This is a genomic window from Bradyrhizobium sp., assembly GCF_030697065.1.
Classification (GTDB): domain Bacteria; phylum Pseudomonadota; class Alphaproteobacteria; order Rhizobiales; family Xanthobacteraceae; genus Bradyrhizobium.
Genome location: NZ_JAUYQU010000073.1, coordinates 1 through 16,277 on the forward strand (window position 1 = coordinate 1; position 16,277 = coordinate 16,277).

Annotated in this window: 18 protein-coding genes and 1 pseudogene; 11 read left to right on the plus strand and 8 right to left on the minus strand. The window is 63.8% G+C overall.

Going from position 1 to position 16,277, the window contains the following annotated elements:
- Together Q8R73_RS04965 and Q8R73_RS04970 are read left to right on the plus strand one after the other, a co-directional pair.
- Positions 1-1,351 (plus strand): phosphate acyltransferase (locus tag Q8R73_RS04965; protein ID WP_305718422.1); only part of this gene is annotated, 1,351 nt, incomplete at its 5' end.
- 136 nt (positions 1,352-1,487) lie between these two features.
- Positions 1,488-1,946: pseudogene (locus tag Q8R73_RS04970) on the plus strand (DoxX family protein).
- Here the strand turns inward: Q8R73_RS04970 and Q8R73_RS04975 are convergent.
- The 5 genes from Q8R73_RS04975 to Q8R73_RS04995 all read right to left on the minus strand — a co-directional run bounded on the left by Q8R73_RS04975 (position 1,931) and on the right by Q8R73_RS04995 (position 7,649).
- Positions 1,931-2,452 (minus strand): dihydrofolate reductase, encoded by a 522-nt coding sequence (locus Q8R73_RS04975; RefSeq protein WP_371126037.1) that lies wholly within the window; start codon positions 2,450-2,452, stop codon positions 1,931-1,933. The pseudogene Q8R73_RS04970 and the gene Q8R73_RS04975 sit on opposite strands and share 16 nt — an antisense overlap.
- Positions 2,453-2,524: 72 nt before the next feature.
- On the minus strand, positions 2,525-3,487 hold the full coding sequence (locus Q8R73_RS04980) for a polysaccharide deacetylase family protein (RefSeq protein WP_305718424.1): 963 nt from the start codon (positions 3,485-3,487) through the stop codon (positions 2,525-2,527).
- Positions 3,488-3,629: 142 nt separating this feature from the next.
- A complete protein-coding gene (locus Q8R73_RS04985) occupies positions 3,630-4,199 on the minus strand; it encodes a glutathione peroxidase (protein ID WP_305718425.1) in 570 nt (189 codons plus the stop codon).
- 68 nt (positions 4,200-4,267) lie between these two features.
- Positions 4,268-5,905 carry a hypothetical protein gene (locus Q8R73_RS04990; protein ID WP_305718426.1) on the minus strand — a complete coding sequence of 546 codons (1,638 nt, stop codon included), beginning with the start codon at positions 5,903-5,905 and terminating at the stop codon, positions 4,268-4,270.
- Positions 5,906-5,969: 64 nt separating this feature from the next.
- Complete coding sequence (locus Q8R73_RS04995; protein ID WP_305718427.1) at positions 5,970-7,649, minus strand: L,D-transpeptidase; 1,680 nt, start codon at positions 7,647-7,649, stop codon at positions 5,970-5,972.
- 297 nt (positions 7,650-7,946) lie between these two features.
- Between Q8R73_RS04995 and Q8R73_RS05000 the strand changes: the two genes are divergently transcribed.
- A complete protein-coding gene (locus tag Q8R73_RS05000; RefSeq protein ID WP_305718428.1) occupies positions 7,947-8,495 on the plus strand; it encodes a CreA family protein in 549 nt (182 codons plus the stop codon).
- A gap of 16 nt (positions 8,496-8,511) precedes the next feature.
- Here Q8R73_RS05000 and Q8R73_RS05005 read toward each other — a convergent pair whose 3' ends face one another.
- Complete coding sequence (locus Q8R73_RS05005) at positions 8,512-8,793, minus strand: hypothetical protein (protein WP_305718429.1); 282 nt, start codon at positions 8,791-8,793, stop codon at positions 8,512-8,514.
- 208 nt (positions 8,794-9,001) lie between these two features.
- Here Q8R73_RS05005 and Q8R73_RS05010 point away from each other — a divergent pair, with 208 nt between their 5' ends.
- From Q8R73_RS05010 to Q8R73_RS05025, 4 genes are all read left to right on the plus strand, one after another.
- The gene (locus tag Q8R73_RS05010; protein ID WP_305718430.1) at positions 9,002-9,163 is read left to right on the plus strand and encodes a hypothetical protein; all 162 of its coding nucleotides are present in this window, start codon (positions 9,002-9,004) and stop codon (positions 9,161-9,163) included.
- A gap of 235 nt (positions 9,164-9,398) precedes the next feature.
- Positions 9,399-9,620, plus strand: coding sequence for a hypothetical protein (locus tag Q8R73_RS05015; protein WP_305718431.1), 222 nt, complete (start codon positions 9,399-9,401; stop codon positions 9,618-9,620).
- A 42-nt stretch (positions 9,621-9,662) separates the two neighbouring features.
- Entirely contained in the window at positions 9,663-10,091 is a 429-nt protein-coding gene (locus Q8R73_RS05020) for a hypothetical protein (RefSeq protein WP_305718432.1), read from the plus strand.
- 27 nt (positions 10,092-10,118) lie between these two features.
- Complete coding sequence (locus Q8R73_RS05025) at positions 10,119-11,339, plus strand: serine hydrolase (protein WP_305718433.1); 1,221 nt, start codon at positions 10,119-10,121, stop codon at positions 11,337-11,339.
- Between the two features lie 3 nt (positions 11,340-11,342).
- Here the strand turns inward: Q8R73_RS05025 and Q8R73_RS05030 are convergent, their stop codons facing one another.
- Entirely contained in the window at positions 11,343-11,603 is a 261-nt protein-coding gene (locus Q8R73_RS05030; protein ID WP_305718434.1) for a DUF6719 family protein, read from the minus strand.
- 18 nt (positions 11,604-11,621) lie between these two features.
- The gene (locus Q8R73_RS05035; protein WP_305718435.1) at positions 11,622-11,774 is read right to left on the minus strand and encodes a hypothetical protein; all 153 of its coding nucleotides are present in this window, start codon (positions 11,772-11,774) and stop codon (positions 11,622-11,624) included.
- A gap of 129 nt (positions 11,775-11,903) precedes the next feature.
- Here Q8R73_RS05035 and Q8R73_RS05040 point away from each other — a divergent pair, with 129 nt between their 5' ends.
- The 4 genes from Q8R73_RS05040 to Q8R73_RS05055 all read left to right on the plus strand — a co-directional run bounded on the left by Q8R73_RS05040 (position 11,904) and on the right by Q8R73_RS05055 (position 16,031).
- A complete protein-coding gene (locus Q8R73_RS05040) occupies positions 11,904-13,190 on the plus strand; it encodes an ArgE/DapE family deacylase (protein WP_305718436.1) in 1,287 nt (428 codons plus the stop codon).
- A gap of 1,273 nt (positions 13,191-14,463) precedes the next feature.
- Entirely contained in the window at positions 14,464-14,649 is a 186-nt protein-coding gene (locus tag Q8R73_RS05045; RefSeq protein ID WP_305718437.1) for a hypothetical protein, read from the plus strand.
- A 123-nt stretch (positions 14,650-14,772) separates the two neighbouring features.
- Positions 14,773-14,955 carry a hypothetical protein gene (locus Q8R73_RS05050; RefSeq protein ID WP_305718438.1) on the plus strand — a complete coding sequence of 61 codons (183 nt, stop codon included), beginning with the start codon at positions 14,773-14,775 and terminating at the stop codon, positions 14,953-14,955.
- Positions 14,956-15,452: 497 nt separating this feature from the next.
- Positions 15,453-16,031: a hypothetical protein gene (locus tag Q8R73_RS05055; protein WP_305718439.1), complete on the plus strand. Its 579-nt coding sequence runs from the start codon at positions 15,453-15,455 to the stop codon at positions 16,029-16,031.
- The last annotated feature ends 246 nt before the right edge of the window (positions 16,032-16,277 follow it).

Consider the following 16,277-nt stretch of genomic DNA (forward strand, 5'->3'; position numbering starts at 1 on the left):
CAACAACGTCCTGTGCTTTCCCTTCATCTTTCGCGGCGCGCTCGACGTCGGCGCCACCGCCATCAACGAGGAGATGAAGAAGGCCGCGGTCGATGCCATCGCGCAACTGGCGCGCGATCCGCCGTCGGATGCGGTGGCGCCCGGTTTTGACAGCGGCGAAACGCAGGGGTTCGGGCCGGGATCGCTGATCCCGAGTCCTTTCGATCCGCGGCTGATCCTGCGCATTGCGCCGGCGGTGGCGAAGGCGGCGATGGAATCGGGCGTCGCCTCGCGGCCGATCGCTGATTTCGACGACTACAGCGCCCAGCTGGAGCGCTTCGCGTTCCGTTCCGGCCTCGTCATGAAGCCGATGTTCGCCAAGGCCAGGACCCAGCCGGTCCGCGTGATCTATGCCGAAGGCGAGGACGAGCGCGTGCTGCACGCGACCCAGGTCGTGCTGGAGGAGAAGCTGGCGCGCCCGATCCTGGTCGGACGTCCCTCGGTGGTGGAGGCGCGGATCAAGCGGTTCGGCCTGTCGATCCGGGCCGGTCAGGATTTCGATCTCGTCAACCCCGAGGACGATCCGCGCTACCGCTCCTATGTGCAGTCCTATATCGATGTCGCCGGCCGGCACGGCGTGACACCGGATGCGGCCCGCACGGTGGTGCGCACCAATGCCACCGTGATCGCCGCCCTCGCGGTGATGCGCGGCGAAGCCGACGCCATGATCTGCGGCGTCGAGGGCCGTTACATGAGCCATCTGCGCCACGTCCGCGAGATCGTCGGCTTCATGCCCGGCGTCAGCGACTTCGCGGCACTGGCGCTGATGATCACCAGCAAGGGAGCCTATTTCATCGCCGACACCCAGGTGAGGCCGCACCCGACCGCCGAGGAGCTCGCGGAGGTGGCGGCGCTGGCGGCGATCCATGTGCAGCGCTTCAACATCAAGCCCAAGATCGCGTTCGTGTCACATTCCGACTTCGGAAGCTATGATACGGACTCCTCGCGCAAGATGCGCCGCGCCTCCGCGCTGCTGAAGCAGAACCATCCCGAAATCGAGGCCGACGGCGAGATGCAGGGTGACACCGCGCTTTCCGAGGCCGCGCGCAATATGATCCTGCCGCATTCGAACCTGGAAGGCGTCGCCAATATCCTGATCATGCCGAACCTCGATACCGCCAATGTCGCCTATCAGATGATCAAGGTACTGGCCGACGCGCTTCCGGTGGGGCCGATCCTGATAGGACCCTCGCGCCCGGCGCACATCCTCACCCCCTCGGTGACCGCGCGCGGCATTCTCAACATGACCGCGGTCGCCGCCGTCGAAGCCCAGGAGCGCGCCGGCCGCCAGCAGCCCACCTTGTTCGGATAGGTCGGACGAAAGCAAGCCGGCCCACGTCTGTCGTTCGTTCGGGATTTGATTTGAGCGTTTGAAAAGCCCCGCTGGAGCGCCCATACTCGCTTGGCCGGCACGACTTCGGTAATTTCAGCATCCAACGAGGCCAATCATGCCAGCGTTTGTGACTTTCGGACGCATCCTGTTCGCCGTGCTCTTTATGTATTCGGGAGCGGCCAAGCTTTTCGGCATCCAGGCCACATCGGACGCGATCGCAACCAAGGTTGTGGCGACGTTGCCCGCGCTGCTGGCGCCCTAAGTGACGCAACTCGAAGGCATCACGGGAATGCCGATGCCGCAAATGCTCGCCATTGTCGTAGGGGCCTTCGAGGCGATCGCCGGATTGATGATCGCGCTCAATTTCGGCGCGCGGTTCTTTGCCGTTCTGCTGATTTTCTTCGTGGGTGCTGCCACTTTCTATTTTCATGACTTCTGGAATCAGCCGTCGCCCTCGGATGGCAAGATGCTGACCGAGGCGCTGAAGAACCTGTCGATCATCGGCGCGCTGTTCATCATCGCCGGCTACGGCGGCTCGTCGCAGACGCCGGAACCGGCCTATGGCGATGTCTGAGCAACCCGCCGCCATGGCGTGACGCTGACGCCCTCGGTACTGTCGAGCATCCGCGCTTCGCCGGCGTTGAGGCCATGCCCAGCCAGGATCTGCTGGGGCGAGCGCGCGGGCACGCCGGGGAAGACCGGCTGGCCGCCCGGCAGTTTTACGCGCGGCGCCAGCGACAGCCAGAAGGTGTCGTAGCGGTCCATGAACATCTCGAACACGTCAGGCCCGCCGATCACGGCGATGGTGCCCGCGCGCACCCCGGCGCGTTCGCAGGCGGCCTCGAACGTGGAGCCGGCGGGGTTCCACAAGGTTGCCCTGGGATTGGCAGGATCCGGCGCCAGCGCGCCGACCGACCGGGTCAGGATGATCCGCTTTCGCTGCGGCGAGTTCGGCTGATCTTCGAACGAATTGCGGCCATGCACGATCAGGTCGACCTGATCGAGGGCGGCGGTGAAGAATTGCTTGTCGCCCTCGAATTTCAGCTCGGCCGGCATCACGCCGGCGGCGTCCGCCAGCATGCCGTCGGCGGAGACGATGACGTAGCCGTCGATGCGCAGGGCCGGCACCGGCGTTGTTGCTTGCGGCCAGGGCTATTCCGAAACCGTCTGCACCACGCTGTTCAGCGGGCGGCCGCTCACGGTCGGAAGCTTCATGTCCTTGATGACGCTCTCGTCGTATTCCGCGATGGTCACCACCGGCGCCTTGGCCCTCATGTGCACGACCTTGTAGCCGCCAGCTTTCAATTTGCGCAGCAGTTCGGGCAGGGCTTCCCCGGTATGTTTCTGGAAGTCGTGCATCAGGATGATGCCCTTGCCCATCTTGTCCACCTTGCGCATCACGGTGTCGATGATGGTCTGGGCCTTCCTCGCCTTGAAGTCGAAGGAGTCGAGATCGGTGGAGAAAATACCGATGTTGCGCTCGCCGGCATAGGTGACCATTTCGGGCGGATGCTGCAGGGCCGGAAAGCGGAAGAACGGCGCGGGCGATGCGCCGAGCGCCCATTTCACCGCGCTGAAACCTTTCTCGATCTCTTCCTTGCGCTGCGCCTCGGTCAGCTTCTTGTTGTTGAGGTTGGCGTGCGACCAGGTGTGCGAGCCCACCGTGTGTCCGGCGGCGGCCACCTGCTTCAGGATTTCGGGATAATAGGACGCGTGCTTCCCGATCGGGAAGAAGATGGCCTTGGTGCATTCGTCGGCCAGGGTCTTCAGCACCGAGGGGGTGTTGACCGGCCACGGACCGTCGTCGAACGTCAGCACGACTTCCTTGTCACGCAGGAAATCGAGCTGTTTGAAATGCTCGAACCCGAAACCGGGGCCGCCGGTGGTGTCGATTTCCACGATGCGGCCGATCCCCAGCGCGTCGGGATTGGCGCAGGCGGCTTTGGCGGGCGCAGGGGCCGGCGCGGGAGCAGGGGCCGGCGCAGCCGCAGCCGCCGGCGCAGCGGCCGTAGCTTGTGGCGCCGCACCCTTGGCGGCGGGGGCCTGCGACCATGCCGCGCCCGTTGCACACAGCGAAACCATGCCCGCAAAGATCAAACCTGCCGCAATACGCATCTGATTTTCCTTAAAAAATTGATCCCGTGCCCCCGGGGCCGTTGCGCTCGCCCGGCGCATTCCTGCCTTGGCCATATTAGCCTAATTGGGCGCGCGAAGCCACGGCAAGGGGATTTAATCCAAAGCCGGCGATTCCCCGGTTTCAGGAGTCCGCGAGCGCCCGCGCGATGGCGGTTTTGACCCGCGTATCCGATGGCGCGACGGACTCGGGAAAGACGTCGGCGATATAGCCGTCGCGACCGATCAGGTATTTGTGGAAGTTCCAGCGAGGAACATCCCTGGGCCTGATATCCGCGGCCCATTTGTAGAAAGGGTGCGCATTCGGGCCCTTCACGACGGCCTTTGCCGCGATCGGAAAGGTTGCGCCGTGCTGCTGCGCGGTGTGCGCGATCTCGGTCGCGCCGCCGGGCTCCTGTCCGCCGAAATCGTTGGAGGGGACGCCCAGGATCATCAGCCCGCGGCCGTGAAACTCCGTCCACAATTCCTGCAGGCCGGCATATTGCGGGGTGAAGCCGCACAACGACGCCGTATTGACCACCAGCAGCGGACGGCCGGCATGATCGGCGAGCCGGATATCGCCGCCGGCCAGCGCCGGAAACGAAAACGCATAGGCCGTGATGCGACTGACGGCTTGCGCCCGGGCGCCGCGTATCGCGGCCGTGCCTGCGATCGCGGCAAGCGCCGCGGTGAGGATTGTCCTGCGGTCGATCATGGTCACCTCTCTCAGGCTTGGCGTGAAGAGGATAGCGCAGCCGGCGCGCGGCCGCTTTCAACAACCCGTTACGGCCGGTTCGGGCACCAGGGCAGTGGCAGCAGCGGCAGGTATTGCTGGTTCCATTCGCAGATCGATTGCGGCCCGCTGCGCTTGGTGGCGTATTTGACTGCCTCGGCCTGGCCGACGACGATATGCAGGGTGAACAGGATCGCGCCGACGGCATAGGCCCATTTGTGAAAGCGCAGATCGCCCAGAGACTCCAGAAGGACAGCGCAGGCCAGGATGAGCAGGGGATCGGTGAAGACGAAATACTCGGACTTCAATCCGCGGCGCACCGTCAGCGTGTCGATTCCGATCGCCGCCAGCAGCAGCACCAGGGCCTGAATCGCCGCCAGTCTTTCGCCGCGCCGCCACGCATGGATGATGAACGGGACGATCAGCCATGGCAGGAACATCGCCGGGCGCGGTGACGGATGCAGCACGAACGTATAGCGCGCCAGCACCGATCCGATGCCGTCGAGCAGCGTCAGAATTCCCCATGGGCCGGATGCGAATGCGGCGTCGGTGGTGCCGGCATCGGCAAACGACAGCATCTTCTCCAGCGGATTGGCGACGGCAATGACATTGCCGGTGTTGTATTCGATGTTGAGCGCGAGCAGCGCAATCGACGCGCCGGCGGCGATGGCGAATATCGACGTCACGGTCTCGGCGACGCTGACGCGCCAGATCGCGGCATAGGCGACCATGCAGCCGCCGGCCAGCGCCATCAGCGCAGCCTGGTAAATGCCGAAGCGGCCGAGCAGCAAGGGACGAAACTGGGCGGCTTCCAGCAAGGCGCGGTCGAAGCCGGTGGCGAGGATCGGCCATGCCGCCGCGACGGCGGCCAGGGCGGCGGCGGCCGCGGCGAACATGACCGCCCAGCGCATGGGCGAATGGCGCCAGAACGCCACGCTGGCGCCGGCGGCGCTTCCGAACGGCAGGATCACGATCGGCAGCGCGCCGATCAGCAGGATCGCCTGCACCTTGTTCTCGAGCCCGAGCACGCACAATGCGCCGGCGGCGGCCATCGCCAGCGGACGCGCCAGTCCGGCGCGGCGGCCGACCATGATCAGGATCAGGAGCGCGAAGATGACGGGACAGGCCGCCAGCAGTTCGCTGCGCAGGATTCGCGAGTGCACGGCGACGCCGCCGGAGAAGGCGAAGGCGAAGGTGGCCATCATCGCGATCCGCCAGTCGCGCACCACGCAGCGGATCAAGCCGGCGAAAATCAGCACGCAGCCGGTCGCGGTCAGCAGCGCCAGCAGGCGTCCAGCGCGAACCGCGGACGTCATGGCGGCGTCGAAGCCGGCGACATCCGATGCCGGCGGAATCGCGGACAGCGTCCAGGCGTCGAGCAGGCCGGTCCCGTGGAGCAGCCGAAACCAGTATTGTACCGAGAGGATGGTGAGGTAGGCGGTATGGTCGAAGAACCGCTGCGGCTTGCCGTCATTGAGGACGAGCGCGTTGTAGACCACCATGAAATCCATGTCGGCGTTGCGCCAGTAGACCAGCGCGTAGCCGAACAGGAAAAACGAGCCCGCCAGGCCGGCGACAAGCGCCGCCAGTCCCCATCGCCAGCCCAAAAGATTGAGCCGGTCAAAGGCGTCATCCGCCGCGGGCGCTGGCGGCGCGGACGCGGGGTCCGGGGCGGGAAGCTGGCTCATGCCCGCGGTCTTAGCTTAGCCGCCGCCGCAAAGCGACGGCAGTCAGGCGACCGCGGCTTGCCCGTTAACGCAGAGGAACGATGAAATCGGTGCCTTCGCCGGTTTCGCCGCCCCGGTTGACGCCGTGGTCGGACACCACGATCGAGCCGCCGGTGCCGAGCGCCTCTGCGATGCGGGCCATGGCTTCCGGCGGGATCGTGATGCGGTCCAGCGCCTCGGCCGGGCTGTTGGGCGCCGGTATCGGCTGCTTCACTTCGGCCGGCACGACGCCGGCGACCTTGCGTCGCCGCGACGGGCGCTGGTCATCTTCGTTCTTTTGCGCGTTGCGCGCCGCGACCGGCAGCGAGACCACCGACCAGCGCAGCGCATTGGAATCGTTCTTGTCGACCTCCGCCGTAAACACATGCGTGCCCAGCAGGCGCTCGCTCGGGGCGATCGAAACGGGCACATCGAACAGCGGCTTGAAATCCTCCCGCACGTAGAGCCTGCCGTCCTTGCCGCTGACCAGCACCGCGATCCGGCCGGCGGGCTTCGGCGGTTCGGGTTTCGCCGCCGCAGCCTTCTCGGCGTCAGGCGGACGGGTCTGGTCCTTTTCCGCATCGGGAGCGGCCGGCCGGGCATCGACTGCCGCGGTGGCACTGTCGCCGGATTTGTCGCTGGCCTTGTCCGCGGTTTTGTCTTCCGTCTTTTCGGGAGTGTTGGGCGAATTGGCTGCTGTCGGCGTCTCCGTCTCGATGTCCCCGGCTTTCGCCGCGAGGCTCGCTTCATCCGGCTTCGCGCTTTCGGCTGCCGGTGCTTCGGCCGCTGCCGCGGGCTGATCCGGCTTCGGCTCGGTCCTGTCGGCGGTTTCGGGGTCGGAAGGCTTGATGTCGGCGGTCGCTGCTTCCGGCGATTTGCCTTCGGGGGCATCGGACGAAGGCTTGCCTGCTGCGGATGACGAGGCATCCGACATCGTGACCGCGCCGGTTGCGCCGCTGGCGTCGGCGGTGCGGGTCTGGTTGCGCCGGGAAAGGGAAGTCGCGCCATCGTGACCGACGCTCGACCGCAGATCGAGACGGGCTTCTGCCGTCGCTGACTTGACCGCCGGTCCGGCGTCGGCCTTGCCGGCTTTGTCGCCCTTGGGGGCCGGCGGCGCATCCGGGTCGGGTTCGAGGGTGACCGTCGGCTGCGGTTGCGGCGCGACCTTCTGCTCGGCGAGCAGGGGATGCGCAAACTTGGCCGGGGTGATCTCGCCCGGCGTGATGACGACCCGCGCGCCGATCCTGGTCCAGTTAAAGATCCGAGCGGCGAACGCCATCGGCATGCGGATGCAGCCGTGCGACGCCGGATAGCCCGGCAGCGCGCCGGCATGCATCGCGATGCCGGACCAGGTGATCCGCTGCATGAACGGCATCGGCGCGCCGCTGTAAATGTTGGAATGGTGCAGCTTGCGCTTCTGGATCACGCTGAAGACGCCCATCGGCGTCGGATGGCCCTTGGTGCCTGTGGAGATCGGCGTTTCCGCGAAAAATCCGTTGGCGTCGTAGACCTTCATCGTTTGCCGCTCGATCGAGATCGCGATGATCACCGGACCCTGCGGCTTGACCGAATCCTTCGGCGCTTCGACCTTCTTGGCCTGACGGTTGCGGACCCGCTGCTTCGGAGGTTGCGGCGCGGGCCGGCCGCGCGAATATCCCGGCTCGTAATAATCCGACCAATAGCGGGAGGCTTCCGCAGGGGACGCCAGCCCGATTGATCCTGCCACCGTCAAAAGCGCAATTTGCCAAAATCGTTTGGTCGCAATGTCAGAAACAGAAATTCGATGCCCGCTCACGCGCAATATCCCCGATTCCCAGTCTTGAATGCTTAGTTGTCGCAGAGGCAAAACACGTTCACCAGCGTAGGCCCTGTGGATTCCGCGACTTTCGCGCCAAGCGTAACAAAAAAGCCTCACATTCGGTTAAACGGCCCCGGCCTCCGGATACCGCCGCGGGCTGGCGGTAAGCCTTCCGGCGGAGCGTCAGCGCACCTACATGGATGGAAACCCGCCATGGAGATGACAATGACATTCCAACCCTTCAGCCAATGTGACGCCAAATGGAGGATTGGAGCGTTGCTGGCGCTGCTGTGCGCGTCGTTCTGGCTCACAGCGCCGGCCCATGCCGCCGACGAACCGGACCTGATCTTCCGCCGCTCGACCGTGTTCAAATGGCTCAGCCCCAACGACAAGCTGGCGACCTATGGCGTCGACGACCCCGAGGTCGAGGGCGTGTCCTGCCATTTCACGGTACCGGAGCGGGGCGGCTACAAGGGCTGGCTCGGCCTCGCCGAGGAAGTCTCCGATATATCATTGGCCTGCCGTCAGATTGGTCCAATCAACTTCAAGGCCAAATCGGCGCAGGGCGAGGATATGTTCCGGCAGCGGCGCTCGATGTTCTTCAAGAAGATGCAGATCGTCCGCGGCTGCGACGCCAAGCGGAATGTGCTGGTCTACATGGTCTATTCGGACAGGATCATCGAAGGGTCGCCGAAGAATTCGACCTCTTCCGTCCCGATCATGCCGTGGGGAGCCGACGCCGTGATTCAGAAATGCGGTGACTTCATCCGCTGAGCCCGCGGAATCGTGGTTAAGGCTTCGCCGGCTTTGGGCGCACCCACGGCCCGGCGCCGCCGGCCTTGGCGTCACGGCAACCCACGAGCCGGACGAATTTCTGCGGCGTCGAATAATTGCCGATGTTGCCGCATTGCTGCTGTGACATCGCGCCGCTGTTTATCGACCGGCCGGTCCTGACGGAATTGGGCGCTTCGATCCGACGCTCCGGCGCGCCGTCGGTGCCGGCCAGGCGTTCGACGATCGGTTGGCCGGGGCTGCGGACCGGGGATTTGTCGCCAACTTCGATGTTGCCCACGACTGCTTTCCTTGCCTAATTTTAAGTCACAACGCGCAGCCATCGTGAAAGGTTGCATGCCGTTGGTGTGAGACGGCCGCCGCGCGGCTTCGGTTCACGCGCCTTCTCCACCAGAGAAACATTAAAAATTCGGCTGGATTCGAACCGGAGCGGTTGTGCCGACGTCCGACGGTGAGAGTTGCCAACAGATCCCAGGTGGAGAAGTCCGATGCGCGCCTTCAGCTTCATGATCGTCCTTGTGCTGGCCCTGACCGGTCCCTCGCTGGCAGGTTCGGCCGACCGCGACGTGCCGGGGGTCGGCACCTTCGTTTATTGCGGGGCGCCGGTCATGACCCCGGCGGCCGAACTATTGGCTGACCTCGCGCAGTGAACGACGGGTCCCGTCGCGATCCCCTCCGAAACTGTCCACGATGTCTCCGAACACCTGTCCACCTTGTCCCCGGTCTGAACAACACCGCTGATGGGAGGGTAAGGAGTTCCTGCCGCATAGGACTGAATTGATTGAAGTTTACATACAATTGTTTCGTCGCAGGGCCGGCGACGAAACAATTCTCCCGATGACGAAACCATTTCCCGCTTTTGGTGCAGACGTCCGGAAACAACCGATGGTTATCAGTCTGCCTGACGAAGCGGCGGGTGCGCCGGCAGGCCAGACCGGAGACAGTCAGATGCGGACACTCAGTTTCATCCTTGCCTTCGCCTTCGTGCTGGCGGGTCCCTCGATGGGCGGCTCGCCCGAAAACAGCATTCCGGGCATCGGCACTTTCGCCTATAACGGCTCGCCGATCGCAGCTGCTCCTCAGGTCATCGTAGTCGCAGCCCGCTGAGGCGCCGCCTCGTCCAACAAGAAAGTTGCCGGTAAGGCCATCATGCTTCTTCGTATCGGTTCAGCCGCGATCCTCGCCTTCACCCTTGTCATGGGGGCGGCACAAGCCCAGGTCGCGCAGCTTCAGACGCCGCAGCTTCAGGCTCCTCAACTCCCGTCGCCTCAACTGCAGCGGGTTCGTTCGTTGTTGAAAATGCCCGACCCGCGCGGCGAGTTCGTGCGCCTGTGCGCCCCCCACATGGTGGGGCGCTGGGCGCATCCGGAGTCGGTGTGCGGCTGCCTGCACGACTATGCTGCCGCGACCGTCGAGGACACCGACCTGCGCGAAGCGTTGCTGCGCGGCATCAGCGAGACCGGGGTGCCGACCATCGAGGCGGACTGGGTGCCGCCGTCGAAGCAATCCCAGATCGGCCCCACCTTCACCAAGATCGCCAAGCCGACGCTGCAATGCATGTTCGAGCCGGCGAGTTGACCGCTGCAACCTCCTGATATGACGGTCATGTGGCGAACGCTGATGCCGTGTGCGGTGCTGCTGGCACTGGCGCTGCCGGCCGCCGCCGCTCCCGACGAAGCACAACTGGGCAAGGCCGCCGGCTATCCGATCGGCACCCGCGCGAACTGGTTCTACGACGAAGGCGTGCGGGTTGGATCGTTCAGCAACCTCGACAGCCTGTTGCCCCACCACACCCTCCGGAAGGCCGAGGCGCCGCTGCCGCTTACGGCAGCCGCCCATCCCCCCGACATCGAATACCGGTTCGAAAACCGGACCATGAAGCTGGACGATTTTCTCGCCCGCCAGCGCGTGACCGGCCTGCTGCTGATCAGGAACGGCGAAGTGCTGTTCGAGCGCTATCAATATGATCGCACGCCGGCGCATCGCTTCGTTTCCCATTCGATGGCGAAATCGATCGTCAGCATCGCAATCGGGATGGCGCTTGCGGAGGGAAAGATCGCTTCGCTGGACGATATGGTCGCCCAATACGTGCCGAAGCTGGCCGGCAGCTTCTACGGAGAAACTTCGATACGCAATGTCCTGCGCATGTCGTCCGGCGTGGCGTTCAGCGAGACCTACGACGGCAATGACGACCTGAGGAAGTTCACGCTCGCCCGTCACACCCAAGGCTCGACCGCGGCGCTGCGCATGTTCCAGACCCGCGAGGCCCCGCAGGGCGCCCGCTTTCATTACGCCTCCAGCGAGACGGTGATCCTTACGGTGCTGTTGCGCGAGGTGACGGGAACCACGCTCAGCGGATATCTGACGGGGCGCCTGTGGCAGCCGATGGGTGCGGAAGGGGACGCGACATGGGTCAGGACATCGGACGACACCGAGGTGGGGGCGGGCGCATTCAATGCCACCTTGCGCGACTACGGACGGCTCGGGGTGCTGCTGGCCAATGACGGCGCGGTCGGCGGCCGGCAGATCGTGCCATTGGACTATCTGCTCGAAGCGACCGACTGGCATCGGCAACCCCCGGCGTTCGCGCCGGGGCGTGCCACGCCGTTCTTCGGCTACGGCTATCAGTTCTGGACCTTTCCGGGCGAGAAGCGAAGGTTCGCCATGCTCGGCGTCTACGGCCAGTCGATCTTCGTCGATCCCGAACTCAAGCTCGTGATGGTCGTCACGGCCGCCGCCCGCAATGCGAGCGTCGGAAAGGAAACGTTTGCGAGGGAACGCAGCGCGGTCTGGCGCGGCGTCGTCGGCAAATACGGAAACTGGTAGCGTCTATCGCGTCTTGGTCCCGCTCCGCGGGATGCATTTCTTGACCGCGACGATGCCGCTTGCCGTCATCCGGGAACCCTTGACTTCCTTGATCTGGCCGGCGGGGCAGGAGCCGTCGTCGACGAGGATGCGCTGGCCCAGCCGCAACCCGACTATGTCCTGCTCGCGCGCCACCGTCTGCGCCGTCGCCGTCTGCGCCAGCGCGCAAAGTGCAAGACAGGCGGCCAGTCCGATCCAGCAGCGTCCGATGTGCGGGCGTGTCATGGCAGCGCTAATCCCGTCTCACTTGCTCTGGATCTTCAGCCCGCCCGGGCCGACATTGATCTGCACGCCATCGGGTTCCTTCTTGGCCTGGTAGAGGCTGAAGCCGAGCACGCCCACCGCGACGATCAGCGCGCCGATGATGAGGAACATGAGATTGCGGTTGCCGGACATCTGTAGTCTCCATTGGGAGCGCATTTCCGCGCACTCTATTGATGCGGTTGCGATTCTGAAAGCGATCAAAAACGCCAGCAAATCCGGGCAAAGTATGGTTTGATCGGCGCGGAACGGAAGGGAATGGCAATGCAATCGACGACCAGCGACACCAGACAAAGAATCCTCGACGCCGTCGACGGCGGCTTCGACGCGCAACTTGCGACCACTTGCGACTTCGTCGCGATTCCCTCCACCCGCGGCGCGGAGGGACCGTGCCAGGACATGATCGGCGATCTCTTGCGCCAACGCGGCTACGAGGTCGACGACTGGCATATCGACGTCGAGGACTTGAGGGAGCTGCGCGGCTTCGGCCCGATCGAGCATGATTTCTCCAGGGCGCGCACCGTGGTCGGAACCTACCGCCCATCCACCAATGCCGGAAAGTCGCTGATCCTGCAGGGCCACTGCGACGTGGTGCCGGCCGGCCCGCTCGACATGTGGGAGACGCCGCCGTTTTCACCCGTGATGAAGGACGGCCGGATGTATGGCCGCGGCGCCTGCGACATGAAATCGGGTACCATCGGCGCGCTCTATGCGCTCGACGCCATCAAGTCCGCCGGCCTGAAGCCGACCGCTCGGATTCACTTTCAGTCCGTCATCGAGGAGGAGAGTACCGGCGTCGGCGCGCTCTCCACGCTGCAGCGCGGCTACCGCGCCGATGCCTGCTTCATTCCCGAGCCGACCTCGGGCCGGATGGTGCGTTCGCAGGTCGGCGTGATCTGGTTTCGCCTGCGGGTGCGCGGCTTTCCCGCGCATGTGTTCGAGGCCGGCATCGGCTCCAACGCGATCATGGCGGCGTATGATCTCGTCCACGCGCTGCGAAAGCTGGAGGCCGAGTGGAACGAACGCGCCAGGGCCGACCGCCATTTCAAGGCGGTGACGCATCCGATCAACTTCAATCCCGGCATCATCAAGGGCGGCGACTGGGCCTCCAGCGTGCCGGCCTGGTGCGACATCGATTGCCGCATCGCGATCCTGCCGGGCTGGTCGGTCGCCGATTGCCAGAACGAGATTCTGGCCTGCGTCGCGGCGGCGGCGCGCGATCACCGCTTCCTCTCCAACAACCCACCCAGCGTGGAATGGTCCGGCTTTCTGTCGGAAGGCTATGAACTGAAGGAATCCGCCGAGGCCGAAGCCGCCTTCGGCAAGGCGTTCAACGCGGTCTATGGCGGCGCTGTGGAGGACCTCGTGTTCACCGCGCTCACCGACACGCGGTTCTACGGGCTGAACTACAACATCCCGAGCCTGTGCTTCGGCGCCACCGGAGCGGCGATGCACGGCTTCAACGAATATGTCGATCTCGACTCGCTGCGGAAGTCCACCAAGGCGACGGCCCTGTTCATCGCGGAATGGTGCGGGGTGGAGGCGATCTAGCGCCGACTATCTGAGATCGGTGAGTAGCTTGCTGCCCACGCTTCGAGACGCTCGCGTCGCTCGCTCCAGCATGAGGTTGTGGCGTTTCAACAAGTCAGGCCCCCATCCTGAGGAGCGGCGTCTTCGCCGCGTCGCGAAGGATGGCAGCGCTCGGTGATCCCTGCAGCGAAGCAGACCCGGGATGCGGTGGACACGGCGGCATCGAGCGTGGAACGGGATGGCAGGGCGGGATGGAAATGCGCAGTTTTCGGCGTGCAGATGGAGCACTTGGCTGACCTTCACCTGACCACGCAATTCCTCTCCTGGCGGGTATATCGCTGCGATGGCTGCGATCAAAGCGTGCGAAAGCATGGCGAGGTCACGAATTCCCTCGCTATCATCGCAGAATAAGCGCGTAGTCTGGTCGGAGGATATCCTGATGGTATCTACCGATCACTTTCGACAAGAGTTATTGGCACAACTGGACCGCGCCGCTGTCGGAGGTCGGATTGATGTCTTGATCAATTCCGGTGAACTATGCCGATCTGTCGCTACTGGCAGTTCGTGGTCGGCTTACTGTTGCGACGCAATGGAAGCCGAAATTACAGTCGGCGACACTCTGGTCCTTGAACGCTCAAACGGCGCAGGGATGACGGTGCGTTACTTGTTGCCACGCTTCCGAACAGTAACCGCGCTATAGGAACGAGCCTGCGTCCGCTCGCCCAAGCCGATCGACAAATGCCGAGCCCCGCGTGCTGGCGGGGCTGTATGCGGCCCTTTCGATCACTCTGGAAAGAAAACGGCCCCAGCGTGCTGAGGCCCTAAGTTCACCGGATGCGCTGGGGGGAGGGCTGTATCCGGTCATACGTGCCTAAGTCGCGTGGAAGACATTTGTTCCGACTAACCGGGCTCTTTGTCTTTGGCCGTTTCGTCCGCCAGCAATTTTCACGAGCATTGCGTGCCGATCCTCGTCATGAGACGGGTCGAACTCGCTCTCGGCGGTGAGTATCTTGTAGTGCAAGACATTCTGGCGGTGAACAAGGCCGTCCATTGAGTCCTTCCGCACGCTGGTGTTTGTGAGAACGCAGCATGGCCTGCGGACAGACGCGAAGATGGTCGGTTCCGGAAGCGCCAGATATTTGAGTGAGCGATTTAGCTCACTCGTGGAAAGCCGAAAAAACGAAGCAGAACCGGCGACACAATAGTTCCTGAGCATTTACCATTAAGGCTGGTCTGTTTTGCACAGCCCCGGGTCTCGCTCTGCTTTAGCCTCGGCAACAACCGGAGGATGGGAATGAATCGAAAAGGCATTGAATTCACCGTTCTGCAGGTCGAGCCCGACTTGTGGAAATGGCAATTTCAGATCGGCGAGAAAGTCGTGACAGGGCACACGCAGACGCGGCTTCAGGGCATGGCAGCCCACAGCGCTCAAAAGAGGATCGACTCAGAGCTCAAAGAGCCTCGTGCACTGACGCGTTAAGATCCATCTCGCGAGAGGTCCGGTATCACATGCGCTTGAAATTGCTTGCCGAGGAAATGGCCAAGCGCGGCAAGCCAATGACAACGCCAAATTGAGCTGCAATCATCATACGAATGGTCACCCATGTCAGAACGCTCCCTCCATTTGCGAGATCAGGCCGCCAAGTGTCAGGCGCATGCCAGCGCCTTGACCGATGCTGCTACACAGGATGCATTGCGGAAGCTGGCCGCTGAGTATCTCGTGCAGGCGGTCGCGATCGAAAGCAAAGAGAAACCATTCGGGGATGTTCTCAACGAATGCCGATGAGACCCAAGGGCCTGATACGTCGAATCATGGATCCGTATTGCTGCCATCCTTCGAGACGCGGCGAAGACGCCGCTCCTCAGAGCCTGTGAATATTTGGCGCGGCTGGCAATTCCGCTTTGCGTGCACCTGACCACCCAATTCGACAGGCGCGGGCCTCTCGACCGTGCGGTAAATCCCGTGCCAAATCGGCGACCGACGCTTTCGCCGGGCCAGAGCAGTGTGCTGGTCGGCTTGCTTCAGTCCGTGAGCACCGCACTGGAACAGGCCCGATCGGGCCCGGCTGCTGAACCCTGCAAAAACACCGGGAAAAACCTCTTGGCGTCAAGCCGTGTGGACTTGACGCCTCAGTGGCCTGCGTCAAGTCTGCGGAAGGCAAGTCGGCCCGAAGGGGCGCGGTGCAGCGCCATCCCGGCGTTGCAAAAGCATCGTCCGGTCGCGCCCGCGCCGCAGAGCCGGGACAGTAACCCAGCCGAGAAGTTGAGAGGAGACCAGCTACAATGAGCATTGCCGATCCCAACAAGACGATCCTGACAGGCGAGAACCCGTTCATACGCCTGAGCCCGCAGGACGGCGAGCCGAACTCGACCGAGGCGAGCTATTGGCGGATCATCTTTTCGCCCGCCGGTCCCGGCCACGTCCTCTATTTGAAAAGCGAGTTGACGGAACAGCGCTGGCGCATTTACTCCGACAACATCGCGATGGCGCGATGGCTGCAGACAACCGTGCAAGGCATGCTCAATGCCGAGCTTTCCGACACGACGATCCCCTGTGCCGACGCGCAATTCTCCAAAGCCGGCGATCCGCGCTACTTCTGGACCGAGCACATCAGGTCGCACGGCGAAGACATCTCGCTTACCTGGTTCGATATCGGCGAGCCGCTGCTGATCCACTCGCAGCCGAATGAAATTCCCGACCGTCGCTACGGCGTGTGCACGGTGCTGATACCGGCGCTCGGCACGCGGCTCGTTCGCAACGGCATCGAGGCGAAGGGGCGATCCTGGCCGCGGGAGCGCGAGGGGCGGCCATTCTCGACGTCGGCTTTGGCATTCTCGGAAAGCTGGACGGAAGCGGTCTAAAGCGGAACTGCCAGCCGGCGCGCAGGGTCTTCCTGAGAAGCCTGCCCACCCGACGGGATGCGACAAATCAACCCGTCGGGTAGAATTTCGCTTTTCCGGAAACCCGAAACACCGGTATGACTCATCCCATCCTGTTCCTGGGGAAGGGGCGTTGGCCATCGTCACCGAACGTTGGGATGGGATGCGGTGGACGCGGCGGCATCGAGCGCGGAATGGGATCGCAGGGCGGGATAAACTCCGTGAGCG